The sequence below is a fragment of the Lacticaseibacillus mingshuiensis genome, from assembly GCF_016861785.1.
GTDB lineage: Bacteria > Bacillota > Bacilli > Lactobacillales > Lactobacillaceae > Lacticaseibacillus > Lacticaseibacillus mingshuiensis.
In genome coordinates this window covers 35,845-62,526 of the sequence record NZ_BOLS01000004.1, presented here as the reverse complement: position 1 = coordinate 62,526, position 26,682 = coordinate 35,845, and the positions used below count along the sequence as shown (strand labels likewise).

At 56.7% G+C, this 26,682-nt stretch carries 21 protein-coding genes; 11 read left to right on the top strand and 10 right to left on the bottom strand.

Annotated elements, in window-relative coordinates; genetic code table 11:
- The first annotated feature begins 16 nt into the window (after positions 1-16).
- Complete coding sequence (locus tag JUE67_RS03555) at positions 17-1,066, top strand: LLM class flavin-dependent oxidoreductase (RefSeq protein ID WP_203636977.1); 1,050 nt, start codon at positions 17-19, stop codon at positions 1,064-1,066.
- Positions 1,059-1,754, top strand: coding sequence for an NADPH-dependent F420 reductase (locus JUE67_RS03550; protein ID WP_203626276.1), 696 nt, complete (start codon positions 1,059-1,061; stop codon positions 1,752-1,754). The genes JUE67_RS03555 and JUE67_RS03550 overlap by 8 nt, the downstream gene beginning before the upstream one ends.
- 101 nt (positions 1,755-1,855) lie before the next feature.
- Here JUE67_RS03550 and JUE67_RS12680 read toward each other — a convergent pair whose 3' ends face one another.
- Positions 1,856-2,446 (bottom strand): hypothetical protein, encoded by a 591-nt coding sequence (locus JUE67_RS12680; protein WP_225877874.1) that lies wholly within the window; start codon positions 2,444-2,446, stop codon positions 1,856-1,858.
- 186 nt (positions 2,447-2,632) lie between these two features.
- On the opposite strand from JUE67_RS12680, the gene JUE67_RS03540 reads away from it, so the two are divergent.
- Positions 2,633-3,910 carry a chloride channel protein gene (locus JUE67_RS03540; protein WP_203636976.1) on the top strand — a complete coding sequence of 426 codons (1,278 nt, stop codon included), beginning with the start codon at positions 2,633-2,635 and terminating at the stop codon, positions 3,908-3,910.
- Positions 3,911-3,956: 46 nt separating this feature from the next.
- Here JUE67_RS03540 and JUE67_RS03535 read toward each other — a convergent pair whose 3' ends face one another.
- A complete protein-coding gene (locus JUE67_RS03535; protein WP_203626278.1) occupies positions 3,957-5,627 on the bottom strand; it encodes an ABC transporter transmembrane domain-containing protein in 1,671 nt (556 codons plus the stop codon).
- Positions 5,628-6,810: 1,183 nt separating this feature from the next.
- Between JUE67_RS03535 and JUE67_RS03530 the strand changes: the two genes are divergently transcribed.
- Complete coding sequence (locus JUE67_RS03530) at positions 6,811-7,527, top strand: sulfite exporter TauE/SafE family protein (RefSeq protein WP_203626279.1); 717 nt, start codon at positions 6,811-6,813, stop codon at positions 7,525-7,527.
- Between the two features lie 51 nt (positions 7,528-7,578).
- Here the strand turns inward: JUE67_RS03530 and ald are convergent, their stop codons facing one another.
- From ald to JUE67_RS03515, 3 genes are all read right to left on the bottom strand, one after another.
- Entirely contained in the window at positions 7,579-8,685 is a 1,107-nt protein-coding gene (gene ald / locus JUE67_RS03525; RefSeq protein ID WP_203626280.1) for an alanine dehydrogenase, read from the bottom strand.
- 211 nt (positions 8,686-8,896) lie between these two features.
- A complete protein-coding gene (locus tag JUE67_RS03520; RefSeq protein ID WP_203626281.1) occupies positions 8,897-9,838 on the bottom strand; it encodes a phosphotransferase family protein in 942 nt (313 codons plus the stop codon).
- Positions 9,839-9,947: 109 nt separating this feature from the next.
- Positions 9,948-11,105 (bottom strand): RelA/SpoT-related domain-containing protein, encoded by a 1,158-nt coding sequence (locus JUE67_RS03515; protein ID WP_203626282.1) that lies wholly within the window; start codon positions 11,103-11,105, stop codon positions 9,948-9,950.
- A 302-nt stretch (positions 11,106-11,407) separates the two neighbouring features.
- Between JUE67_RS03515 and JUE67_RS03510 the strand changes: the two genes are divergently transcribed.
- From JUE67_RS03510 to JUE67_RS03495, 4 genes are all read left to right on the top strand, one after another.
- Positions 11,408-13,681, top strand: coding sequence for an AAA family ATPase (locus JUE67_RS03510; protein WP_203626283.1), 2,274 nt, complete (start codon positions 11,408-11,410; stop codon positions 13,679-13,681).
- A gap of 207 nt (positions 13,682-13,888) precedes the next feature.
- Positions 13,889-14,353 carry a PH domain-containing protein gene (locus tag JUE67_RS03505; protein ID WP_225877875.1) on the top strand — a complete coding sequence of 155 codons (465 nt, stop codon included), beginning with the start codon at positions 13,889-13,891 and terminating at the stop codon, positions 14,351-14,353.
- Positions 14,343-15,842, top strand: a complete 1,500-nt coding sequence (locus tag JUE67_RS03500) for a PH domain-containing protein (protein WP_203636975.1) — start codon at positions 14,343-14,345, stop codon at positions 15,840-15,842. The genes JUE67_RS03505 and JUE67_RS03500 overlap by 11 nt, the downstream gene beginning before the upstream one ends.
- A gap of 217 nt (positions 15,843-16,059) precedes the next feature.
- Positions 16,060-16,824 carry a hypothetical protein gene (locus JUE67_RS03495; protein ID WP_203626286.1) on the top strand — a complete coding sequence of 255 codons (765 nt, stop codon included), beginning with the start codon at positions 16,060-16,062 and terminating at the stop codon, positions 16,822-16,824.
- A 122-nt stretch (positions 16,825-16,946) separates the two neighbouring features.
- Here JUE67_RS03495 and JUE67_RS03490 read toward each other — a convergent pair whose 3' ends face one another.
- On the bottom strand, positions 16,947-18,836 hold the full coding sequence (locus tag JUE67_RS03490) for a helix-turn-helix domain-containing protein (RefSeq protein ID WP_203626287.1): 1,890 nt from the start codon (positions 18,834-18,836) through the stop codon (positions 16,947-16,949).
- Between the two features lie 180 nt (positions 18,837-19,016).
- Here JUE67_RS03490 and JUE67_RS03485 point away from each other — a divergent pair, with 180 nt between their 5' ends.
- Complete coding sequence (locus JUE67_RS03485) at positions 19,017-19,538, top strand: GNAT family N-acetyltransferase (RefSeq protein WP_203626288.1); 522 nt, start codon at positions 19,017-19,019, stop codon at positions 19,536-19,538.
- A gap of 221 nt (positions 19,539-19,759) precedes the next feature.
- On the opposite strand, the gene JUE67_RS03480 is transcribed toward JUE67_RS03485, so the two are convergent.
- A complete protein-coding gene (locus JUE67_RS03480; RefSeq protein ID WP_203626289.1) occupies positions 19,760-21,622 on the bottom strand; it encodes a beta-N-acetylhexosaminidase in 1,863 nt (620 codons plus the stop codon).
- A gap of 403 nt (positions 21,623-22,025) precedes the next feature.
- On the opposite strand from JUE67_RS03480, the gene JUE67_RS03475 reads away from it, so the two are divergent.
- Entirely contained in the window at positions 22,026-23,279 is a 1,254-nt protein-coding gene (locus JUE67_RS03475) for an MFS transporter (RefSeq protein WP_203626290.1), read from the top strand.
- A gap of 66 nt (positions 23,280-23,345) precedes the next feature.
- Here the strand turns inward: JUE67_RS03475 and JUE67_RS03470 are convergent, their stop codons facing one another.
- The gene (locus JUE67_RS03470) at positions 23,346-24,140 is read right to left on the bottom strand and encodes a hypothetical protein (protein WP_203626291.1); all 795 of its coding nucleotides are present in this window, start codon (positions 24,138-24,140) and stop codon (positions 23,346-23,348) included.
- A gap of 280 nt (positions 24,141-24,420) precedes the next feature.
- Between JUE67_RS03470 and JUE67_RS03465 the strand changes: the two genes are divergently transcribed.
- Positions 24,421-25,464, top strand: coding sequence for a Fic family protein (locus tag JUE67_RS03465; protein ID WP_203626292.1), 1,044 nt, complete (start codon positions 24,421-24,423; stop codon positions 25,462-25,464).
- Between the two features lie 29 nt (positions 25,465-25,493).
- Here JUE67_RS03465 and JUE67_RS03460 read toward each other — a convergent pair whose 3' ends face one another.
- Positions 25,494-25,823 (bottom strand): AzlD domain-containing protein, encoded by a 330-nt coding sequence (locus JUE67_RS03460; protein ID WP_203626293.1) that lies wholly within the window; start codon positions 25,821-25,823, stop codon positions 25,494-25,496.
- On the bottom strand, positions 25,816-26,541 hold the full coding sequence (locus JUE67_RS03455) for an AzlC family ABC transporter permease (RefSeq protein ID WP_203636974.1): 726 nt from the start codon (positions 26,539-26,541) through the stop codon (positions 25,816-25,818). The genes JUE67_RS03460 and JUE67_RS03455 overlap by 8 nt, the downstream gene beginning before the upstream one ends.
- Between the last annotated feature and the right edge of the window lie 141 nt (positions 26,542-26,682).

The following is a 26,682-nucleotide window of genomic DNA, read 5'->3' as shown; positions in this document are numbered from 1 at the left end:
GACGGAGGACAACAGGATGACGAAAAAATATGAGTTCGGCTTGAACACATTCGGCGATATTGGGTTCCATGATGATGGCACGGCCATGGACGGCGACGAGACGCTGCGTCAGGTGGTCAAGGAGGCGGTCTTGGCAGACAAGCTCGGCCTCGACCGCATCGCGCTGGGTGAGCATCACCGCAGCGAGTTTGCGATCTCTAGTCCCGAGGTCGTGCTCGGGGCGATGGCCGCAGTGACCAACCACATCAAGCTGGGCACCGCCGTCACCGTGTTGTCCTCCGACGACCCGGTGCGCGTGTTCGAACGCTTTTCCACCTTGCATGGCCTGTCACACGGGCGCGAGGAGATCATGCTGGGCCGTGGCTCATTCACTGAGTCTTTTCCCCTGTACGGCTACTCGCTTGAAAATTACGATGAGCTCTTCATCGAGAAGATCGCGATGTGGCAAAAATTGCTCGAGGGCAAGCCAATGAACTGGAAGGGTGAATTCACGCAGAAGCTCACCGACACCACGGTTTATCCAAAACTGCCAAGTGGCGAAACGATTCCCACCAGCTTGGCGGTCGGCGGCTCGCCTGAGTCGATCATCCGCGCGGTCCACTACAACATTCCAGTGGTGATCGCGATCATCGGCGGCGAGCCGGTGCGCTTCCGCCCGTATGTCGACTTGTATCACAAGGCCGCCGCGCAGCTCAGCATGCCTGAGCACCCACTTGGCATGCACGCCCACGGCATTATTTTGGACGATGCCGACGAAGCGGTCGAGGTTGGCTGGAAATACATCCGGGCCGAAATGGATCGCATCGGCATCGATCGCGGCTGGGCACCGATGACGCGCGACCGCTTTGAATTCGAGATCGACAAGGGCTCCTATTATGTCGGCACGCCGGAACAGGTCGCCCAAAAGATCGCGCATAACATGAAGGCACTGGACATGTCGCGCTTCGACCTGGTTTATGGCACAGGCGGCCAGCTGATTCACCAGCGCGAAGCCACCATCCGCAACTTTGGCGAAAAGGTCGTGCCGCGGGTCAAGGAACTGCTGGGAGATGACGATAATGCCTAACACAGACAAACCAACCATTGGCATTCTCGGCGCCGGCAAACTCGGCTCGACGCTGGCCCGCATCGGCGAATCGCGCGATCTGCCCATTTTGATTGGCAGCCGCCATTCCGTCGCGGATCTCAAATGGGTGATCGATACCCTGGCGCCTGGTGCCACAACTCTTTCGGCGGCCGAGGTCGTACGTCAGGCTGATGTGATCATCCTCGCCATTCCGCTGAGTCACGTGCAGGACTTGGAGCCCGCGGCGTTTGCGGACAAGATTGTGCTGGACGCCACGAATTTTTGGGCGGAGGTCGATGGCACCGTGAATACGATCTCCAGCCTCATCGAGTCGTCGTCTGAGGTCGTCCAGGCGCATCTGGCCCAAAGCAAGGTCGCCAAGGCGTTCAACCACATGGGCTACCACGATCTGGAGATCGAAGTCGACCGTCATCCCGATGTGCCGCGGGCGATGGCGTATGCGACGGACCACGACGACATCCGGCCGGTGGTGGAGGCTGTGCTGCGCGACTTTGGCTTTGACCCCTTCGACCTCGGGCCACTGCGCTTCGGGCTGGTACTCGAGCCTGGCAGTCCGCTATTCGGCGAGGCGATTCCGCGCGCCGAGTTTGCGGACAAGCTGGCCCACATTTACAACAGTGCCTTTGGGAAAAAGATCATCAAGGCGCGTGGCGGCGAGATTCGTTAACTTCTGGATTCAAAAAGTCGGTTCGGGCATCTGTTTTCGTGAAAAACAGATGCCCGAATCGACTTTTTTCGTGGGCCAATTTTCTCCGGATACGCAGGATGTCATGCCCCGGCCTTCGCCCACGCTTCCGCTTCCTGATACGCGGCGGCCAGGGCGTCTGGTTGGTCGATGCCTAAGAGCTCTTGGCTGATCTGGCCGCCAGCTTCTAGGCGCGTGTAGGCCAAAAAGCGATACGGATGGCGCAGGCCCTTGAGTGCTTCCGGGTCGATGGTCAGGGCCGTGCCGGGAATTGCTGGGGCTAGGCTATCACTTTCGTAGATCGACAACATCCCCGCCAGCTTCCAGATACCATCCCGTTTTTCCGCCCGGTCCAAAAGCCGCATATATTCCGTCAGCACGACCTCTTTTCCATGGAGCCTTTCCCAATAGTTGGAGATCGTCGGGACCTCGATATAGGCGCGTGTGGCACTGCGCTGATGCACCACGGGCCCGCAAACGCGGGTGATAATCGGCAGGCCGGTGTCCATTTCCGCCGGGGCGTGGGCGACAAAACTCTGGACGCCACCGCGCTGCCAAGAGGTCTCGACCGCCGCATCCGGCCAGTATTGCGCGGCCAACTTGGCATCTTCGTGGCGCACCCGATATTGGCGCTCGCGGGTGACGAGCTGCATCAATTCTTCAGTGTCTGACATAACAGTCTCTTTTCTGCGCATCACGTAAAGTTGTATTCACACACGAATGATACTGCTGACCAGGGGGGCGCGCAAGTGAGTCGCCACCCCACTTACCGCATGGAGGACTGCTTGCAGCTGCCAAGGCCCTTGCTATTTTGCCCTTTGCTCGATAAGGTAGAAAAAGAAATTCCGGGAGGCTGCCACATGAAATCGCAACATCATGATCTAATTTTGGCCATTTCAACCGTTGTGCTCGGCGTCGGTGTCGGGTTCGCGTCGCTTTTGCTGGGCCTGATCGCCGAAGCCATCGTGCATCTTTTTCTCAACTTCACCGAGACCGCGGCGCAGCCGGTAGCCTGGGCGGCGGGGTCGACGCGGCGTCTGGTGAGCCTGCTGATCGGCGGCTGTTTGGCGGCGGTGATCTGGTATCTGATGCGGCGCCGCATGCGCCCCACCGTCAGCATCGCGCAGGCTCTTTTGGAAAAAAAGGAAATGCCGCCAGCCACCACAACGGTCCATGTTCTCACCCAGATCTTGTACGTCAGTGTCGGCGGGTCGGTGGGCCGCGAGCTTGCCCCACGTGAGCTCGGCGCGATGCTCGCCCAAAGCTGGGAGCGCGTACTTCATAAAATGCGCGCGATCACTCTGTCTAAAGAGGACCGGCGGCTGTTGATCGCGGCCGCGGCCGGCGCGGGATTTGCCGGCATTTACCTATCGCCACTGACCGGAACGATGTTTGCCCTCGAATTGCTTTTGAAAAAAGCGGATCTGCGCGCGGTCCTCGTCAGCTTGCCCATGGCGGTGATCGCGATGCTGATCGGCTCGCTGCACCGGGGCTTTGCCGCGTACTACGCATTGGGCGGTGGGGCTTTTGATTGGCGCGTGGCGCTGATCGCGGTGGTGCTCGGCCCAGTTTGCGGCGTGGTCGGCGCGCTTTTCCGGATGGGCTTTAGATGGGCCACCCTGCATTCGACGCGGGACAAAAACCTCCTGTGGCAACTGCCACTGATGGCGGCCATCACTGGACTGATCGCGATGCAGATGCCGCAGATCATGGGCAATGGCCGCGCCCTGGCAGAACCAGCAATGACCAACACACAGGCCAACTTGATTGGCTTTTTCCTGCTTGCCGCCTTGGCCAAAGCACTGGTCACTGTTTTCACCCTGCGCGCCGGCGCGGCTGGCGGGACCTTGACGCCGAGTATCGCGATCGGTGGGGTGCTGGGCATGACGGCCGGCATCGCGCTGGCGCAACTTGGCCTCGGCCTGCCGATCTGGCAAGTCGCGGTCCTCGGTGCGGCCTCGCTGCTCGCGGCGTCCCAGCAGGCCCCCCTGATGGCGATGTTCATGCTCTTTGAAGTCAGCCACCTGCATCCGACCGCCTTGGTGCCCCTCGCGATCGGCACGTTTTTGGCCTGGCTGGTGGCCCGCGCCTGCCTGAGCAAGTGGCAGTCGGCGCCGAAACCAAAACCGATTCAATAAAAACGAAGCCATCCCCTCGCGTTGCTGCGAGAAGATGGCTTCTTTTTTAGGCCGGATTCCTCAAGAGGCCCATCTGAGTCATCGCGTCTGTCACGGCAGGCTCCGTCATGGCCCCTGCAGCAATCAGATGGCCCGCTGAAAGGACCAGGATCTGGGTTGCCTTTTCAAATACCTCGGGATTGTCTCGGTGCGTGATATAGACAAAGCCGCCCGCACGCGCGAACAGTTGATGTTCGATGGTGTCGGCAAGCAGCGGATCCAGGCCCGAGGTCAACTCGTCGTAAATTGGCAAACGCTGACTCCCTAAGGCTAATCGTGCCAGTCCTAGCCGTTTCCGTTCACCGCCTGACAATCGGCCATTATTGTTGTGCAACGGTTCGTTCAATCTGTTGTCCCAGTCACCCAAGCCTGCCTCGTTTAACGCTTTGGCGACATCTTCGTCCTCAGCCGATGCAAACAATGTGACATTGTCTTTGAGTGTCCCGCTGAAAACATAGGGATCCTGCGGTAGATACGCCAATACTGAACTAACGGCAGCTTGGCCGGCGGTTTTGGTCTCCTGACCAGCGATGGTGATCCCGCCTGTCACATGCTCATAGTACCCAAACAGGCTTCGCATCAAGGTGGACTTGCCGCTGCCACTGGCGCCGACGATCACTGTTTTTGCCGTGGGGTCGATATGCGCAGTGATCGAAGAAAGAATTGTGCGATCATCCGCTTGAACCGTGACGTTCGAATACCGAATCTGGCCCAGCGGCAGTGCCGATGTCCCTGTCGTATCTTCTGGGGCCGAGGCAAGATACGCGCTCAATTGTTTTTTCACCGCCCGGCCGGCATTCATAGCCGCCAACAGATCGACCGCCGCAAATAACGGATAGGAGATGAAGATCACTAATTGGGAGAATGCGACCAGCTGGCCCAACGACATTGTGCCACGGTACACGAAAAAGCCGCCAACCACCCAAGTCCCAAAATACTGGATATCCTGGCACATATTCTGAACCGCATTGACGATGCCCGAGACATTCCGGTTATGCCGGTCTGCTCGGCCAAATGCCGCAGTCTGCCGCTTGAAACGTGCCCCGAATTCTGGAATACGCAGATTGAGCCGTAACGTCTGATAGCCATGAATAAAATCGGTGAGTAGGCTATTGAATTTGCGTGACGCAGCCAACTGCGCGGTCTCTGCTTGCTCAGAGATGTGGGCGGTCGCACGTGGAATGATCAATGCCGGCACGCACAGGGCAAGCGCGACCAATGTGATCTTGGGGTTGATCAGCAAGGTACCGATCAAGGCGATCACCAATTGCCATCCTAAAGCATAAGCGTCAAAAATCGACCCGTAATACTTGCTGCGAACTTCTGTGGTCTCTTCCCCAAAATGATTGAGGTAGACGCCTGCGTCATTGGCGGTGAAGGCACCTAATGACAGGCGACTCGTTGCGTCAAACAACTTGTCTTGCAAATGGACCTGAATATCAGTCAATAGATGTGCCTGCGTGACATTGCGCGTTCCCAGCGCGACAGCATCGATCAAGATATAGCCGACCACCACGGCGACCAACAATCCAAAAGCCATGTTGTATTTGCGCGTGACGACATCCGTGATCAGCTGCAATAGCCATGACGTCGCGACATCTATACAGGCAGTCACTGGTATCACCAACAAGAACAGCCACAGCCGGCGCCGCGATGATAGTAAAGTTGATAGTTTCATTTTTTCACCCAATCGTCCCTATGCGACAAAAAAGCCTGACCCATTTTGGCCAGACCTTTGCGGGATCTTGAAAAAAATGAGCGCGTCCATCCCTTGGCAGTGCACTACCTAGGATGACAATTCATCTGTGCGCTCATTTCATCATCGCTGGTCCCTCCTATCGCTTTCAAGATGACTTTAGCAGATGATGGAAACGGTCACAAGAAAAAGCAAAAAAATAGCGGCCGCATTTTCGCAATGTGGCCGCCATTTATTGTTACTTACTTGTCGCTCTTCTTTGCTTCATCCAAGGCCTTGATGATCGAGGCATTCTTGGAATGGCAATCGCGGATCATCTGGTAGTCCGCTTCACTCAACTTAACGGTGTATTCGCTCATGATGTAATCCCCTTATTAAAGAATGCCCTTATTGTACCAGTTTCGGCGCCGGTCACAAGTCATCCCTGTTGACTGACGGCGTTGTACTCTCGCGCGAGCGGGTGGGCCGGCGGGTGAAACGGCGCGGTCATAAATGTGCACGGTAGGCTGCACAATCGTCATTTTTAGTGGCGATTTCGGTCGTCAATTGAAAATCCTTTAATGGCGCGGTTTGTTGCTTGTAATCGGATACATCCGCAAGTTCTAAATAGTCGACAGCATTCCAAAGCGGTGTTATAGTAACCGCGTTAACTCGATTGCAGGTGTGGGCCTTGCTAACCCACTGATCCCCTGTCCAATTCCTTCGGTGGTCCTGCCGGCGTTGTCCGGTTGCCGAACGATCGTAGCTTTCCCTTGAGTCTCATGGGGCCTGTCTCACCAGCGCGCTGGCGCGTGTCTGGCGATTCGGGTATAAGCGTTAACAACGGATGCCATTTTCATCTGGTGTTCAAAATGGGTCGGATGGATCACCGTGTGTGCGTGCAGTGGAGTAACGAACACACGGTACATAGGGCGCGGCGCCCATCCCCGCGCAGACAGCGGCACGTTCGTAACTGAAAATTTCAAAAATGGGGCCTCTCGAGGCCTCTTTAGTGTGTCCTGGGACGGTCAGCGAGTGCGGACCGTCTTTTTGTTTTCGGGGCCAGTCTTTTTTCGAGAAAGTCGCCGCACTTGTCCTCTCGTTCTAAGCCAACTTGCCACCAAGAAAAATTGACAGAAGCGGTTTCCCCCGCCAAACTATGAAAGGACAAAAGGAGGTTGGGCGCGTGGCGTGGTTACTGGTGTTGATTCCATCATTTTTCGCGGCGTTGGTGCAAGGTATCACCGGCTTTGGGTCGGTCATCATCATGATGGTGTTTTTCCCAGCGGTTTTCCCCATCGCAAGAGCAGCGGGCATTGGCGGTGTGATCATGTTGTGTTCAACGATCGTGCTAGCGTGGCATTATCGGCACGCGTTTTCCCTGCGCAAGGTGGCCATTCCGTTCGTTGTCTACGCCGCGGTGGCGACTTGGTCCGTCCATCTGGGCACCGTGCTGGACGCGGGACTTTTGCGGAAACTGTTGGGCGGATTGTTGATTGCACTGAGTATCTACTTCATTTTTTCGAAAACAGCGGGCGAGCATCCTTACCCGTGGTTTATCGCCGGCGCGTTCATGATCATCTCAGGTTTCTTCAACGGGTTGTTTGGCATCGGCGGCCCCTTGATGGCGCTGTATTTTCTCAGTATGGCTGAGACCACGCCGCAGTATATGGGAAACCTGCAAGGCTTTTTCCTCATGGACACGTTTTACATTACCGCGGTGCGCATTCACTCGGGCATTCTGGTGGCGGCGAATCTCCCACTGATTCTGGGCGGCATGGCCGCGGCGGTGGTGGGCACGCTGGTCGCGGCCCAACTGTCAGCGCGCTGGGAACTCAAACAGGTCAAGCCGTTTATCTACGCGTTTATCGGCCTCAGCGGGCTGTATTATTTGATCTTTTAGCGGGTATAACAAAAGCGCACGTCTTCTACTCGGAGGCGTGCGCTTTTTGCGTTAGAGCAATTCTGCTAGATTTTTCGCGGTCAGGTCAAGGCTCTTCGCCACGGCCTGATTGACCAGCGTCCCTTGATACACATTCACGCCGGAAAACAGTTCTCGACTGGCTTGCAGCGCCGGCTTCACCCCGCCTGCTAGTGTCTTAGCAAATGGAATGGTGACGCTGGTCAGCGCGTCGGTCGCCGTCTTTGGCACGGCGCCCGGCAAATTCGCGACCGCATAATGAATGACGCCATCCACCACATAGGTTGGGTCGTCAAATGTCGTCGCGTGCGTCGAGGTAGCGAAGATGCCGCCTTGGTCGATCGGAATATCGACCACCACTGAGCCGGGGGCCATGCTGGCGATCATTTCTTCGGTGACTAATTTTGGCGCTCGCGCCCCGGTGATGAGCACCGCCCCGATCACCAGATCCGCCGTTTTGACTGCGGCGGCGATGCTGGCCGAGGTGGAAAATAGGGTCTGCACGCGGCCACCGAACTCGTCGTCGACTTTTGCGAGCACATGGGGGGCAATATCCAGCAAGGTGACATTGGCGCCCAGGCCAAGTGCGACCTTCACCGCATTTTTCCCGACGACCCCACCGCCGATCACGACCACGTTGGCCTTACGAATGCCGGGCACGCCGGTCAGCAGGAGGCCCTTGCCGCCAAATTGCGTCTGCAGGAACTGACCGCCGATGAGCACGGCCATGCGCCCGGCCACCTGACTCATCGGGGTCAGCGCAGGCAAACTGCCATCCGCGGCGGTCATCGTTTCATAACCGATCGCGGTGGTGCCGTGCTCGATCAGGGCGGCCGTCAACTCGGCATTCGCCGCCAAATGTAGGTAGGTGTACAGGACCAGATCCGGCCGCAAATAATGATACTCGCTGGCCAGCGGTTCCTTGACCTTGATCACTAACGCTGCGGCCCAAGCCGTTTCGGCATCGGCTAGTGTCGCCCCAGCCTCGGCATACGCCGCATCGCTGTATCCGGCGACCGCGCCGGCCTCGCGTTCAACGATCACATGATGGCCGGCCGCCACCAACAACTGCACCCCAGTCGGCGTGATCCCGATGCGGTTCTCATTGACTTTGATCTCTTTTGGAATTCCAATTTCCATCGTAACCATCTCCCTTACAATGAGCATACGAGATTGGCAAGGCTTTCACAACTTATCGGTCTTGGAGGGGCAAATGAAATCTTATACACTAAAAATGACTTATCACGGATAAGTCTTCTAATAACAGCACCTGTTGCGTCAAACCCCAAAGTTGATACTATTTGATAATCATCCACTATAAAAAAGAGAGGCATCCGCCCCTCTTTTTGAATCACGCGAACGCATCAAGCAGGTTCAGAAGTTTCTCCCGATTCACTTGCGCTTGCGCCTCATCCCCATATTCCACTTGCCACACATACGCATCCAGCGCGCAAGTCACCATCTGGTACAGCGCCCGGCGCCGAGGGTGAGCCGGCACGTCGCCGTACCCGCGCGCAAATGCCGGATCCGCACCAAACGCCCAGGTCGGGGAAAAATCAAACTCAGGGTCTCCCCAGATTGCCCGGTCAAAATCGATCGCGGACACGATGCGCGTGCCATCTTCGCTGACCAGCACATTGCCCGACCACAGATCCGCGTGCACCAAATGCGGCTCGGCTACCTCATTCAGCGCCTCTTCCTCACGCCGAAACAAATCACCAAGCATCGCGGCTTGGTCCCCCGTCAACAACCCGCATGCCACCAACCGTGAAGCCGTGGTCAAGATCTCGTGGGTCAAAAACGCGCCCCATGTCGCAAAGCGCTCGCCGAGATCCGCCGCCATAAGCGCGACCCGGCCAAACTGCTGGGTGGGCGCGGTCACTTGGTGAATGCGCGCCACCGCTTGGCCGAGCTGGTTCTGCAGCGCATCCGGCAGTGGTCCCTTTTCCATCAAGGCGCTCAGCGGCTGGCCAGGCAGATATCGCTGCAGCATGAGATCACGACCCACCACCGTTTTGGAAAAATCGGTGGCGAGGATCTGGCGACGGCCCAGCAGGTCATCCACAACCATCTCCGCCTGCATCAGGTGACGCTCATATGGCAACAGAAGGTCTCTGTGCACCGGCCCGATGCGCAACACCAGCGGGCCGTCAGTCGTTGTCAATAGATAGACCGCATTGAACAGACCGCCAGCCAATGGGCGCACCGCGGTGATAGTGAGCGCGGGCCGCAAATGCATGGCGATCTTTCGGAGCTGTTCAGTCGTCAGATCTTCCGCTAAACGTGAGGTCAATTTGTCGCCTTTCTTCTATTTAAATGGGCGCGGGGCAGGTCCCGATGAAAAGGGCGCGTCACACAGCCAGAGAAAGCAAACGTTGCACCGCCACGCCCCCGCGACGCCATCACTTCCCGCGAATTTTCCGATACGCCGCGATCTGCTTGGGGGTGTAATGCTCATCCAGCCAGCGCCACAAGATCGTGATGCGCGTGCGGTCCGCCTCGGCCAGCGCCGCCTGCAACACCGTCACATAGCTGCGCGTCGAGGCACTCGGCTTGGCCCGCTTTTCCGCGAGGTCCGCGATCTTGTCCCAGCCATAGTAAATGCTGAAGGTGCGCGCGGCCGGATCCGCCAACCCTTTTTCCCGGCACCAGTCAACGGCGGCGGCCGCGGCGATCAGCTCCGCTTGGATGTGCGAGACATCCGCATCCCCGGTGCCGCCGAACTGGTCGATGCGCTGGTCGCCGGCGTCCAGGACCGACACGCCCCACTTGTTGTCCGACACCGCCAGCACCAGCGAGAACTGGGTCTCCTTGGCCGCAAGATAGCCCTCGTAGATCTGGCTGAACTTGTCATCCAGCGCATAGATCTCCGGCGCGATCTTCGTCAGCCCCGCCTCGACCGCCGCGGCCCGATCGGCGATCAGCGGCTCCTCGCCTTTGTAGTGGATCTCGTGTTCGATCTGGGCGTAAAAATGCATCCCGTAAGTCCGCACCTGGATCTCCACCGGCAACACCAGCCCAAGCGTCCCATGCGCCGGGGCCTGGACCGTGAAGTGATACGAATGGTAGTTGCGCTGGACCTCCTTGGAATCCGCCGCAAACTCGGCGACATCAGCCGGGTCTGCATCTTCCGGGCGCGGGGCGACATAATTACGCTCAAGCGCCGCGATGTTCGTGTACCCTGCCCCAGCCAGGCGCTCCTTCAAGGCTTCCACCACGTAAAAAACACTGGCCGTTGTCGGGCATAACAGACGAAAACCCAACACATCCGGCACCACCGCAAAGACCGCGCTCAAAAAGTCATCCTGGTTGTCCAGTCCTTCCAGGCTGACCCCGGCAAGCTGTTGCTTGGCTGGATCACGGAGTTTCGCAAGAATACTGCTGGTCGTCTTGACGCGACTGGTCACTTCCATCAACGGATGAATGCGCCCGGCGTAATCGGCTTGTTTATTGAGGGTCAACTGCCAGCCGGTCAGCTGGTCTGACAGCGTTTCGCGCAGGTCCGAAAACTCGGTGCGCACGCCTTTGACCCATTCAGTCATTTTGTCATCTGAGATCATCACAGTTCCCCCAACTTGCCAAAATATGTCATCGTTTCCCCATTCATTATGGGGTAAAATCGATTTGGATTAAACCCTTGTTGATTTTTTCGGAAGTGGGGGGAAGCGCCGGTGCCTGATTAAGAAGGTTGGTGCCATCCCGCGAGCCGCCACACCCTTTGTAGTTGGGTTCCGGCTCGCATCGCGGGGATATCTAACTGGCTTGTGCACGTATGGCCAAGTCCGCCATGCGCACACGAGCCAAGTTAGCTACCCCGCCATCCCGCGAGCCGCCACACCCTTTTCCTCAGAAAGGACGCCTCATGTCAGAAAATGATTTTGATCTCGACTTTGATACGGTTTTTAGCGATGTCGCCCAGGAAGCGACGGGGACGTTTTCCAACGCCGACTTGATGGCCACTGCCACGCGGATGTTTCATAAATACACGGATCAAGGTGGCCTGATCAATCTGTTCCGTGTGACCGCGGATGTGATGCCGGCCGACCCGCGCCCAGACGAAGAAGCAGCGTTCCAATTTTTCGCCGGCCCCGGTTCCGCGAGCAAGCTCGTCATTCCCGGGCCTGACGACATGGATCTGTTCAAGGCTGACCGCGAGCGCGCGGAAAACGCGTTGGCGCGCGACGCGAACACCAAGCTCACCATTGTCACGGACTCCACGCTGGCCTACACGCTGTTTCTCACGCAACTGGCGCATGACCTGGCCGCCTCAACGTCGCCGAGCCTGGCGCACAAGAGTATTCTCACCGCAAGCAGCTGGCAACTCGCCGAGAGCGCAGACGACTTGATCTACGTCGCCCATTTGACGCCGGCCGAGTATAAAGTGATTCGCAGCAAAACCACTGACGCCGCGTTCACTCCACATTTTGAAGACAGGACGAGCGCCTTTGAGAAGTCTCGCCTGACCGCCCCGCTCTTCTTGCCGCTCAGAACACTTGGCGTCAGCGATGTCGCCTATGTCCTGCGCCATTTCAGCGCACACTACGAAACCAGCCACCATGTCACCTTTGCGCCCGATGCGCTGGTGCAGCTGGCGTCCGGCTCCCGCGCGATCATGACCAACCTGCCGGATCCGGAAAAAGCGATTCTGCTGATGGACGAACTCGGCGGCGAATTTGCCGGCACGGCGGACGCCCCGGGCACGATCACGAAAGAAATGGTGCAGGGCACCCTGGCCACGCGCTACAACACTTTTCCAGCCAGCGTCCTTAACAAAGAATCCATTCTCGGCCTGGAAAATACGCTCAACGATGGCGTGATCGGCCAGACGCAGGCCACCCATGCGGTCGCTCAGGCGATGGCACGTGCCAGCGTCGGTCTGAACAACCCGCACCGGCCCCTGGCGACGTTCCTGTTTGTTGGGCCGACCGGGGTGGGGAAAACAGAGCTCGCCAAGCAGTTGACCCTGGCGCTGTATGGCCGCGAAACCGAGTATCTGCGTTTTGACATGTCCGAATTTTCCGATCCGGAAGATGGCGTGTTCAAGTTGATCGGAATCGCAGCAGTTTATAAAAACAGCGAGCGAGGCGGGTTATTGACGAACGCCCTGCGTGAACATCCCAACGCGATTCTCTTGTTTGATGAATTCGAAAAAGCGGCGCGGCCGGTTCAGAATCTGATGCTGCAAATGTTGGATGACGCGCGTTTGACCGCAGGCGATGGGCAGCTTTTCTCTCTGCGTTCAAACATTATGATCTTCACCTCAAATGCCGGAATGGCGCCCAGTGATATGCACATGGGCTTTGGCAACACCGAGGCCGGCGCCGACTATGCCTTTTCCACAGAGGCGTTCACCAAGGCGTTTCCAAAAGAGCTGCAGAACCGTTTTTCAAACATCATCGAGTTCAAGCCGATCAGCAAGCCTGATCTGTTCAAGATCTTGGAGATCAAGCTCAAGCACTTCTACCAGCTATTTGAGAGCCAGGGCATCAGTCTGTCGCTCACCGACGCCGTTAAAACCAAACTCGTGGCGCTCGGCTACAAGCCCGACCTCGGCGCCCGGCCGCTGGAGCGTGCGATCGACGACGCGTTGATGGGGCCGATCGCCGACCTGCTTTTGACCACCGAAGACACGCACCAGATCAACGTTGATGTGGATGGCGACGACAAGATCGTCGCGCGCGCGGCGGCGATCAAGGTGACCCCGCCGCTCACGTTCAAGACTGCGGCTGTCCTTTATGTCGACGGCGCGTTCAACCCGCAGACCGGCACGTATGGCTACGGCGGCATGCTGGCGCAAGATGGCAAAACGGATGTGATCTCCGGCGCCGGTCAAGAAAAGATCACGCTCAACCTCCGCGATTACGGGGGCGAAATGGCCGGCGTGCTGGCCGGTCTCAAAAAGGCGCAAGCGGCCAACATCAAAGAACTGACCATTGTTTATGACTACAATGGCATCGAAGGCTGGGGCACCGGGCGCTGGCAAGCCAACCACCCAACCGCCGTGGCCTACCGCGACAAAATGGCGCAACTGCGAAGCGAAATGACCCTCTATTTCGTCCATACCCGCAAAGAGACCAGCACCGAAATGAAAGAGGCAAACAACGAGGCAAAGAAAGCTGTCGGATTGAGTAATTAATTAGGGCCGTGGGAGCGGTGGCACGAGACGCTCATGATTCAGTCTCTTTTCCCCCTCTCCCGCCCTACCTTACAAAACTGTTCGCCCCCATAACTAGCGCGGCGCCCGTCATTCGGGTCGCCGCGTTTTTATGTGGGCGCGCCGGCCACGAATCGGTAACCCCCTATGCTATACTGGTCGCAGAAATCAGACGAGGGGGATACATCTGTGCAAGAAAAACTACCTGCCGCGATACGCAAAGTCTGGACGATCTCGGCCTTGTTGACCATTTTCTGGTGGTTGGTCGCCGCCGCTGGATTGTTTGCCGGCCACATTTTGTGGAACTGGCCGCTTTGGTTGTTGGCCTTTCCTGCGGCGCTGGCCGTATTGCAGCCCATCATCATGCTCAGCCTGGTCCCGTACCGCTATCAATTTTGGCGGTACAGGATCACGGATACCGCGGTCTACATGCAAAAAGGCGCGATCATCCAAAGTGAGGAAGCCGTGCCGATCACCCGAGTGCAAAATGTGACGCTATCGAGCGGGCCAATTCTACGGCATTTTCAGCTGCAGGAGGTCAATATCGAGACGGCTTCGACCAGCCACAAGATCGATGGGCTGACGAAACCGGTGGCCGAAAAGCTCCGCGACCAGATTCTCCTGCTGGCCAAGGAGGCACGCGATGAAGGGTAAGCATCTGGCCCCACTGGCGCTAGTCGGCATGGGCGTTAAGGAACTCCGCAGCGCATTTTGGGCCGTGGTCGCCGTCCTGGCCCTCGCGTCGAAACTGGACTGGTGGACGATCTGGCTCGGGCTGATCGTGGTGGCGATCATTGTGATCACCGTGATTGCCGTGGCTGTGCGCTACTGGCGGTTCACCTACCTGGTGGGCGACGATGGCTTGACCATCAATTCCGGCCTGTTTGAGCAAAAAACCCAGCACATCCCCTATTCAAGGATTCAGACTGTCCAGCGCCAGCAATGGTTTTTCATGAGGCCATTTAGGCTGGAGTCTTTGACGATCGAAACGGCGAGCCACAAAGATGAGGAAGCCGAGGCCTCCCTGCTGGCGGTGCCGGTGGCGGTTGGCGACCAGATCGAGGCGTTGCGGACTGGCAAACAACCGACGACCGCTCCAGCTAAAGACCCGGAAGCGGCGCATACCGCCGAGCTCGCCGAGGCGCTTCAGGCGATCACGCACCCGGAAGACGTCGCCGCCGACCCAACGTATCAGATCAATGCCCATGACCTCAATTTATACGCGCTGAGTTCCGTTGGCTTCGTGCCGATCATCGTCTTTTTGTTGGCGCTGTGGCAACGGCTCCCAGACGACGCGATGACAGACGCCGCCAATGCCCTGGCGCACCTGGCTTTTTTGGTCGTCGTGGCGTTGGTGATCGGCGCCTTACTGCTGGGCCTGATGGTGACATACCTCAGTATTTTGCAAAAATTCTATCACTTCACCCTGACACGCAGCGCCCAGCAGCTGACGACAGCGCGAGGCTATTTTAAGCGCAACACCGTCAGCGTCCGCAGCGCCCATGTGCAGGCGGTGCGCATCAAACAAAGTATCTTGCGGCAGTGGCTCCATCTCGCCACGGTCCAGGTCCTAATCGCCAGCAACGCCGGCCAGGATGAGGACGATGACGAGCTCGTCTTGATGCCCGTCCTGCGCGATGACGCGGCGCTGACGACGATGCAGCCCTACATTGATTGGCTGCCCGAAGAAGTGCCAGATGTCAGGCGCGTCCCCGCCGGCAATCGCTGGCTATTCATTCGCAACGCAGTCCTGATCTGGGCGGGCATCCTGCTGGCAGGGGGCCTCGCAGTCGGCATTTTTGCCCGGACCTGGCTGGCACCCTACCTCGTGCTTGCGGCAGTCATCCTACTCTTCGGCTTTTTCCAAGGCCGTTATGTCAGCCGCAGCGCCGGTGTGGCAATCGTGTCCCCGGACCTATTGATGCTTGAGACAGGCCACTATTTTACCCGTGAACGCTTCCTCGTCCGCCGCGCCAACGTCCAAGCGGTCGAGCTCGCGCAAAGCATCTGGATGAAAAAGCCGGGGCGCGCGCATTTGACCGTGAATGTCCGCAAAGGCAATAGCAACGAGGCCATTGAGGTCCGCTATCTGGATCTCAAGACGGCCAGCGCGGTGCGCGACTGGTTTACAAGAGAAAAATAAAGCAATCGATTTGGCGGCCAGCGGCTTGTGTGCGCTGGCCGCTGTTTGATTCTGCGGAATTTTTCGGGGCGTGCTGACAGTCTCCGAGGCCATTAACTTGCATATCTGCAAACTAGGACCAAGTTGTGTCGATTTGGCCCCGCTGCTTATTGTTGACTCCGTGAATTCTCCATAAAATAAAAGCAGTTATTCGCAATTATTTTCTGGAGGGACATCTATGGCAAAATTTCCATTACCGGGTTACTGGAACCTGTTTAAAGCAACGGGGTTGCCACCTTTCGATCAGTCAGCGGAAGGTAGCGCGCTGATCAAGAAGTACAACGAGACGGCCGCGAAGACACAGTCAACGCTTAGTATTTACAGAGTGGCCTTTTGGCTCTGCGTGATTATTATTATCTGGAATTTTTTTATGTTCACTTCAGAGACCGGTGGATCACTTGGTGTCGCCTTCATCTGTTTCATCCTGTTGTTTGTTTTCCGTGGGAGTAGCTTCTTGGGACGCCGGGCCAGCCGCGCGCGTTCGCAGGCACGCGAAGATATGATTCAGGGCCGGTATCGGTACACAGATAAGCTACTAAAAGCGGTCGTACCTTTGACTGTGAATGGTAAGTATTGGACTCACCGCTATGGCGATTGGGGACTGCTCTATGGGTCGACTGCGTGCACTTTTGTGAATCAAGATACGGGCACCTTAGTCGCTTATTCGAATGAGAATATCAAACATGCAACCCGTGAGCACTTACATACTGGTTCATCCACTTCGACCTCTTCGAGTAGCGTTGGCACGGGGACGATGATTGGCGATACCGGTGTCATGGTCGGCGGGTCAACCGGCACCAGCAGCTCCGATACGACAGATTACTATGAATGGCGCCTTGATATTCTAAGCAATTTCGTTGACTATCCTAAGATATCGATAGTGTTGCCAGACACCGAACGCTCAAGAGATTTCACGGGCAATGTTGTCGCCCTCCTCGATTAACGCAAAAAGGAGTAGTCCCACAAGCGATATCAGCTTGATGGGTCTACTCCTTTTGATGGCCGGTCGCGATCCACACCTCGCAAAACCAGAGGCCGCATCGCTAACGGATCAATTTTCAAAAGCTAGTGAGTTGCACGCCATTCATCAAAAGCCGGTTTGACATAACGTTCCGTGACTTCAAAAGTATTGCCGATCCAAACGCTACCCTTATCGTTCCGTTCGGCAAAGCCGGCCATCGCTTCCTGTTGCCGCTTGTTCAGCGCCCACAAGTCATCGGCGCGAGCGGGATCCGCGTACATTTGGAAAAGGCACGTGGAGACGGCCACGGTCATGCTGGACGCGATCCACACCTTGTCCTGCCAGAGATTGTCGAGGGCGTGCTGCAGCTGCAAGATCAAGTCAACATGCCCATCGAGCGCGAGATTCAAGACCACATTCTCCAGCATATCGGTGCAGACCGCTGCGGTGCTGAGGTCAAAATCCGCGTGCGAGAAAAGAATCCGCCAGCCTTCATAGGACAGCTCCCCGGGGAGACTATTGGTACACTCGGAAAAAGCGATAAAGTCCGATAGCTGCACATGGGTCAATCCGCGCACCCCGCGCATCGCCCACTCGGCAAAAACATCGGTGTCAAACCCTGCTGCAACTGATTCCTCGCTGGAAAACCCTTCGTTCATCAGGCGTTGAGCCCCACGAATCCAAAATGTTGTCCTATTCAGATCACGAAGCGCAGCCGGTTTTTCCGGCAAGCGAGCACAAGCCGTTTCGACAGCCTCGCGCACTTCGGCCAGCCGTGCCGCCCCAGTCTTGGGCGACGCTGGCGCCAATAGTTGGTCCAGCTCAATGTAGGTCGACAAAAAGGTGTTTCGATAAAACATCGTGGGTTCCAGCAGGAGCGTTTGCAACAACCCGATCGCGGCGCGGAAGCCGAGTTGCGTCGCCCCTTTTTCAAAGCGAGACTGCGACGACACGGTCCGGTCAGTGATGACGTCCTCAAGCGTCAGCTGATAATGTTTGCGCACCGCTGCGATGGTTGCGCCATTAAAGGTCCATTCCACCTGGGAAAAATCAGTCAGGGCTGGCGACGCCGTCAGTTTCAAATTACGCCAACTTGACCGCCCAACGCGGATAAAAGACCACATGGCCGCCAGATAATCCGCCAAGGCCGGCGCCATCAGCTCGCGCGCCTGATCGATCACGCGCTGCGCCGCGGCGGCATCCGTTTCATTCGGCGCTTTCGCCCAGCGATAGGCAGCCTGCGCAAATTGCACAAACGGCGCGCCGTTCATCGCCAGCACATTGAGCGGTCCGGGCACATGAACCGCGATACGTAGCCCGTGGTAACGCGTGGTCGCCGCCATCATCTGCGCTGCCAGGGCCATTTCCCGCCGCGCCACAAGGTGAATCAGCAAGAGGCCATAATCCGCATCCGGGATTTTCGAGTCATTGATCGACTCGGCCGTGAACAACTGTTGATAGGCGTCGAGCCGCGCAGTGATCAGCCCCAACAGATCCTGACTGGCAAAACGCATCGCCGCCGCCATCGTCAATTGATGGACGCCAATGTTCCAGCCTGGAAACGGATTGAGAAAGCGTGCTACAGCGGCTTCTTGTTGGTGATTCAAGTGAATGGGCGCGTCGTGGTCGACCGCGGAAATGCGAAATAAAAAGCGGGCATAATCAGTTGTTGGCCGATGATCGTCTTTGTGGGCCGTCTCAAACCCCGCGGCCAATTTTGCGATTGCCGCTTTGTCGCGCGAAAAAAAGGCCGTGTAAAGCTGTGTGGTCAGCTGGCCATCGTTATTGTCCATAAAGCGCTTGAAATTCGGCGCCGTGATCTGCAGATTGGCGATGATGGGCACCGCGTCCTCAACGCTGAGGTCTGTCTCGTTGCGTTCAAACCGCGACAACGCAGCGGGCGAATAATGCGCGCCAGCCACCGCTTCCTCAAGGGTCAGGCCACGGTTTTTTCTCATTTTCTTGAAGAACTCGCCGATCGTCATCTGACTCATTTGCGACGCCTCTTTTTTCGTATAATTAACCAATATACTACAGATGTTTGATACGGCGTACAAGACCCACCAATTGTGTTTGTCTCACATGATTGGCCGGCTATCTTCCACAGGGCCATCCCTCCTCCTTGCCGAAATCGGTTATAATCATCTTAATAACACGAATGCAGGAGGCGCTTGATGTCCCTCACCATGACCACCATTTCCGCTGGCGATCCGCTTGCCAGCCAGATTCAATCGCTGTACGAAACGGCTTTTCCCAAAGCTGAGCGGGTTCAATTTGATGTGCTGTTAAATAAACAACGGCCTGGCTATACCACCCACTTATATGCATTCAACGATGATGAGACTTTCATCGGGCTGGCCACCACGATTGCGCGCGATGGCTTGCACCTGCTTGGCTATTTTGCCATCGACGAAAGCCTGCGCGGCAAAGGTTATGGCAGTCAGGCGATCACACTTTTAAAAGACGCCTGTTTGCCGGAAACGCTGGCGCTTGAGATCGAAACGCCGGACCCCGCTGCGCCAAATGCCGCTGAGCGGCTATCTCGTCAGCATTTTTACTTCAAAAATGGCTTCTTTGACAGTGAGATTCGCTATTCAACATGGGGCGTGCCGTACGCTGTTTTGATGGCCGGCCCAGCCGTGTCTGAAGCGGCTTATCATCAATTCTATGATCCGTTAGTGCAAACGCGTGAATGACGAAACCGCCCGCAGTCGGCAAAGGCTGCGAGCGGTTTTTGTGGATTTCCAACAGTCCACGATTTTACAGGCATCAACAGGATGAGGCAACGCATTCAAGCAAAGCGGCTCGCAATCACACTGATAGCTCAAAATGTTTCTCGTGAAACATTTTACGAGGTAACGCAAAACGGCGGCGCACCCACTTCGGATACGTCGTCGTTTTTGTCGGGCTTCGATTGTTACATATTTTGCCCGATGCCGCTTGCGCTGAAGATCTGGTAATACCGCCCGCGCCCGATCTGGCCACTGGTGTATTTATCCATCGGCAGCTTGGGTTCCTTGAGTTCGGCAAGGTCGTCGCGCCCGGCCGCCCATTCATCCAGCCGGTATTCGACTGTATCAATGCGGCCCAGCAAGCCGTTCAGGCGCAGATCCATGATCTCGTATCCTTCGCCGCGCCGCTCATCATGCCATTGTTTACGAAAAACAGGAATCCACGTCGTCAACGCGGTGCGATAAGTCTCAAGCGCCGCGCGTACCGCAGGCAAAGCCCCCACCCCAGCATCGGGCAACGTGGCAATGGCCTGCAGCGCCAAACTCTTTTTACTTAATAAGTCCGCCAACAACGCGTACTGCGCAAACATCGCAGCGCTTCTAGGCGTTGTTTGCGCCGCGCGCAGGTCCACCGCCAGCTTCGCGTACCAGCCGCTGATATCAAACGGCGCCAAGTTGACCTGATAGCGCTGGAGCAGGAGATCCTCGTAAAGCACGATCTTGCTGGGGTCATCCATCTCTAGGTTCGGCCGATCGGGATGCTCGAGGTTGTCGAAGCGGTCAAACAACATGAAGCTCGCCGCATCCTCGCCTTGCATTAGCGAAAATGCGTGGGCGGCTTCCTCATATGAGACCGTATCATGATATTGATATTCGGCAAACGTCTGCAAGCCAAACCATGCGGCCTCCAGTGGCACCTCGGCGCCGTCGTCCTCCCACATCGTCGCGATCACCTGCTTGACCCCGGCATCACTAGCTGCCTGCATCCCGGCCCGCAGCGTCGCCAGCATCGTCTGCTGATTCGGCGCCATCCCGTTCCAGGTCCACACGCCCGCCGCAAAGATCAGCTCCTGCTTCAGGTCTTTATGCAGGTCAAACAGTTTCGCATATGGCTCGACACGATCTTTGTAATAATCCCAATAAACTTGGGCGACGGGCGGAATCGAGTCAACCAACTCTTTGGTGAAAACAGTGTCGGGGTCGTACAGACGATGCTGTTCACTGGCCATTTTGAACCACATGTCACTCCACATCATCGGCTGAAGCCCGAGCTCATCGCATAGGCCCACGACCGTCTTCAGATGCGCGACCATCAGCTCAGTTTGATCGACCAGCCCGCGGTCATTCAACATCTCGCCGCGGCCAAGGCTGTTCGCCTCGTCCATGCCGATATGAATTTTCTTCGTCAAAAACGGGGCACTAGCTGCCTTCAGGAGGTGGCGCAAAAATGCCGTCGTCTCCGGCTTTTCAACATAGAGACAATCCGGTGCGTCGCGAATGTCGTCAAATGCACGCCACTGCAACATCCCCCGGTTATGCGCCAGCGTCTGGATGGCCGGCACCAAGGTGATCCCGACCCCATCGGCAAAAACGGCCAGCTCGTGCAGGTCTGCCTGCGAATAGCGGCCGCGTTGCAGGCCAAAATACGGCTCGCCCGGCACTTCAAAAATATCCTCCAGGTACAGCCAGACTTCGTTGTACCCCAAACTCGCAAGGCGCACAAAGGCGGATTCCAGCGTGGCCACGGTTGGGACGCCGTTTCGGGCGACATCGATCATCACGCCGACCGTGTCGTAGCGGGCGCGCTGACTTTCCGTGAACGCCGTTTCTGTTTTCGCCCGGCCCAGCCACAGCGTTGCCGCCCTGAGCAGGTCCGCTTCGCTATGATACGTGACCATGCCTTGATCGCCATCGCGCTCGATCGCGAGTCCAGGCGTCTGTTGAAACGCGACTTGCACCTGACCGTCGATTCCCCCATCGCGGCCATCGATCACTTGCGTTAGCGCCTGTTGATACTGCGCAGGCACCCCTTGCCATGTCACTGCCATATTCGTCCCTCCATTAATGTAAGCACTTTCTCACAAGCAGAATAACACGGAACCCGATGCAAAAGGCGGCAAGCGGCGAAAAGTCGGATCGGAGGGATATACCAAGTAGAAAGGGTGCGGAGGTGCGCGGGATGGTCGAGCAGCTAGGCTAGCCTGGCGCTTGGGGCGCTCTAAGCCCCGAGTGACTGGCGTACCTATCTGGCTCGACCATGCGCACCGAAGCCCGACTGTAGTGCGGAGCCGAGCGGTTAGGGGGTGGGCAGTACACTTTTCGTGATTGGCTTTCCCATATTCAAATCTTTCGCGTTATGCTATTCTGAATAAAATCGTTTGTTGTACGCGCCACAATTCACGCCCCGCGACCTATTTAAAATCGGCACAAAGCCCTCAAAAAGGAGTTCCTATGAATCCATCCCCACTTGCCATTCCCAACTGGCGGCGTAATTTTTTGATCTTTCTCACCGGCCAATTTCTGTCCGGTATCACCTCGATGATCGTGCAATACGCAATCATCTGGTATCTGACGATGCAGACGGGCTCAGCCAGCATGTTGAGCTTCGCCTCACTGCTTGGCATGTTGCCAACGGTCCTACTTTCCCCGTTTGTCGGCGGATTGATCGACCGGACAAACAAGAAGGCGCTTCTCATTATCTCGGATGCCGTGGTGGCGCTGTTTGCAGTGATTCTGTTCGTCGCCGGCAGTCTCCAAGCGACTTTTCCGCTTTGGCTGGTGTTCATCAGCTTATTCATGCGGGCGCTCGCGCAGACTTTCCAGCAACCGACCATTCAATCCGTCTTGCCGGAGATGGTGCCCGCTGATGATTTGACGCGCGCAAATGGCCAACTCGGCATGATCAGCTCTGCTAACTTCATCATTGCGCCGGCGCTTGGCGCATTCTTGTTCTCACTGGTTGAGATCCGCTTCTTGATCTTGCTTGACGTGATCGGCTTCTTGATTGGCGCAGGCCTTTTGCTGCTTGTGACACTGCCGGACCATCATCACGAAACGCGCAGCGAGCCCGTGCATCCCCTCGCCGACGCGAAAGCCGGGCTACAATTGCTGGCAACACGCCGTGGCCTGTTGATCATCACGCTGATTGGCACCTTGTTCACCCTATTTTTCATGCCGGTGGGCTCGATGTATCCGCTGATGACGGTCCAATTTTTCCACGGTACTGTCGCGCAGGCTGGCATTGTCGAAGTTGTGTGGTCAGTGGGCATGTTAGCAGGCGGCTTTATCATCAGTATTTGGAAAAATTGGTCCGACCGCATGCGACCGATGATTCTCTCTTATTTCGTAGTAGGTGTGACTATCGGCGCCGCCGCCTTTTTACCTGGGAACACCCATGGTTTCTGGTGGTTCGTGGCGCTCAACGCCGTGGCGGGCCTGGCCGTGCCATTCTTCAACACACTCCTGATGGCGATGATTCAGCAGAGTTTTGCCCCGAGCACGCTTGGCCGCGTGATGGGCGTCCTGAATTCCCTGATGAGCATCAGCGGTCCGATCGGCTTGATCATGGCCGGCCCGGTCGGCGATGCGCTGGGCGTGCAAAACCTCTTCCTGATCGGCGGCATTGGCAGCCTTCTGTGTGGCCTATTAACGCTGATTTTACCAGCCGCGCGCCACTATGACCGCGATCTGCAAGCGGAAAAATAAAAACGAGCTTGTTCCCAGCTCCCGCTCCAGATGCGGCGGCTTCGGAAACAAGCTCTTTTTGTGCGATCAATGGTGCCGGTCGATATGCCCGTGCTTGGCAAGATCCGCCTCGATCTGCCGATACAACGCAGGCAGATCGGTCAACGGGGTCTCGGTGATCTCAGGATAAATAGTCGCCTCCTCGCGCGCTTTCGCCTTACCCTCTGCGATGAGCCAGCCAGTCTCGGGGTCAAGCTTGTAGTGCGTCGTGTTCAAACCTGGGCTATAACTCGAGCCACCGTAGAGCTCCAAAAGCGTGCCATCCGCGTCCTTCGCTTCGTGGCGCATCGTTTGGCGGTTCGCCATTACCGTCACCTGCGTCCCAGCCACGGTGTAGCGCCCCTTGTCCATCACGACCGATGCCTGCTTGTCGCCGTCATCCGTTTTGACCACGTCGTACGAGTAGGCATCGCCATTGGGCATCAAGGTCACGATGCGATATTCTAGCCGGGTCATATCCTTGCCAAACGGCGCCAGCTTGTCTCGATTTTCCGGCAATACTTCGAGCAACGTGTCATTCTCATCGCTAAAGTAGCGTTCCTCATAGGTGTAAGAGACCGGCTTACTCTTGAAAAATTCTGCCGTGACCGGCACCCGCGGCAGCTTCGCCTTGGCCGCCGTGTCCGCTTCAGCTTTTACCTGGTTGCTGGCCACCATGGCATCGAAGGAGGATTCCGCTTTTGCCTCCTCGGCCGTTTTTTCATGGCGCGGCCCAACGCTCGCCAAGTGCGAAGTGGCGGTCGGCTCACTGCAGCCCGTCGATCCAGCCGCAAGCAAGCCCATCGCCAGCCCTGTAAAGCCCCACATCGATCGTCTCGTCATTTTCCGTTCCCCCAAAAAGTTGATCTGTTGAGTATATCAACGGAAAATGGGGACCCAGCCGCATTTTTGGTGAAAAAAACGCCACCCACATCGCGGTGAAATGAGGGCGGCGTGAAGAGCGGATGAGGTAGCTTGGAGAGATAGCGGACATCGGTCTCGGAACGAGGAATCAACACAAAACAGTGAACCAGTCTCCCCGATTTTTCGTCTTGGCTTCGCTCTATTCTACATCATTTTGTCACAAATGATGTAGAATAGAGTTAGGAGGTGTCGAAACACGATGAAAACTTTTGATTATTCAACGCTCAATAACCTCGTCATTACCCCAGAAATGACGACCAAGATCAGCCAGATCGGCGAATTGCGTGGGCAGCTGGCTCAACTGGCACCCCGAGAAGCGGCCGTACTCGACCGGCTGCTTGAGGTCGCGAAAATTCAAAGTACGGACGCGTCAAATCGAATTGAAGGTATCTTTACCAGCGACACCCGGCTTCGTCAATTGGTGCAACACCGGATCCAGCCGCACGACCGCAGTGAGGAAGAAATCTCCGGCTACCGAGATGTTCTAGACCTGATTCATGACCAGTACGCGTACATGCCGATTCGCGCGACGACCATTCTCGCGCTACACAAGAAACTCTTTGCGTTCACGGCAAGCACTTGGGGAGGCCAGTTCAAAGACCGTGATAATCAGATCGTGACAGTCTTCGAAGATGGCACTACTGAGACACGCTTCACCCCTGCCCCAGCAATCGCCACCCCTCAACTGATGACCGACCTTTGCCAGGGCTACGAACACGCGTTGATGGAAGCAAAAATGCCGGCAGTCCTGCTGGCGGGCGCATTTGTTTTTGATTTTGTCTCAATTCATCCGTTTCGTGACGGGAACGGCCGCATGTCGCGCCTGCTCACATTGCTTGTCTTGTATCGTAGCGGTTTTGAGGTTGGAAAATACATCAGCATCGAATCCCTGATCGAGCAGACAAAAACCGACTATTATCGGGTTTTGAAGGAAAGCTCTGACGGCTGGATGGCCAATGCGAATACCTACACGCCATTTCTCAATTATTTTCTCAGCATTCTGCTTCAGAGTTACCGAGACTTGGTCGCGCGCGTTCGGCCGGCCACCACAAAAACGTCGGCCGTAGCGCTGATTCAGACGGCACTGGAAGAGGCGCTCAAACCACTCTCAAAACGCGAGCTCATGGGGCTGATTCCAACTTATAGCGAGGTCACGATCGCGCGTGAATTAAACGCGCTTCTAAACGAAAAAAAAATCGTCAAAGTCGGCCAGGGGCGGTCGACAAAGTACCGCTTGGTCTAATTGACGATCTTGTCTGATGTCCCTGTCTCTCAGCCCCACCCTAACAGCCGCACCACGGCCATGGCGGCGACCCCGACGACCACGGTCACCAGCAGGCTCTTTGAAACGATGGCCGCCACGATCGCGGGCAACGCCGCTAACGTATTTTCTACATTCAAAGTCGGCCAGGCGCCTGGGTGATAGACCAGCAATTCCTCGGCGAAAATGGCGGCCAGAATCGCGACTGGGACAAAACTCAAAAACGACAGCAGCCATTTCGGCAGGCGCGCCGCTTTGACCAGCACAAATGGGGTCACCCGCAAGAGCCAGGTGGCCAGGCCGCAAAGGAGAATGGTCACCAACAATTTTCCGTCAGTCATGCGTCGGCGCCTCCTTGCGCAGGTGTTCCAGCGCCATGCCGATCAAGCAACCGAGCACTGTGGCCACCAGAATCGCGGTGTTCCCTGGCATGAAGCGCATCAGGATGACCATCAGCAGCATCACCGTCCCCGCAACTTCCAGATGGCGGGAAAAACGGCGCGACCGGTCCGTCACCATTTGCAGGTAAAGTAGCCCGATGAACATGGCGACCACGGCAAAATCCAGGCCAAACGCCTTGGCATCAGGAATCAGACTGCCTACCAGGTCACCGGCAACCGTCGCCGCGGCCCAGATCAGGTACGCGCCGAGATTGGCCGCATGAAACCAGGCTGGCCGCAGCGGGCGATGCGTCACATTCAGCTTGTTCATCGACAGCGCAAAGGTCTCATCGGTCAAAAGCGAGCCGATCAGAATATTTTGGGTCAGCGATTCTTTTTTCAGATAAGGGGCCACGGTCATGCTCATCAGAGCCATGCGGGCGTTGACGAGAAAAACCGAGGCGACGATCGCGCTAACGGGGCTAGCCGCTAGCAGCATCGAGGTCAACACGAATTGCGCGGAGCCCGCGTAAACGATCAACGACATCAACAGGACCATGAACGGCCCGATGCCGCTGGTGTGCGCAACGATGCCGAACGCCAGACCCACGCCAATATAGCCAAAGGCGGTCGGCATGACATCCTTGAGCCCCGCTTTTGCTGATAAGTCAATGTCCATCTTGCCGCCACCTTTCGCTTTCGCCGCATCCACTGGCGCACCTCGGCCTGCCAGCCCGCGCCTCTCAGATTATTTCCAGTCTAGCGATTTTCGGGGAAAACACAAGCCACGCAAAAACAGGCCGCAATGCGCACCGGCCTG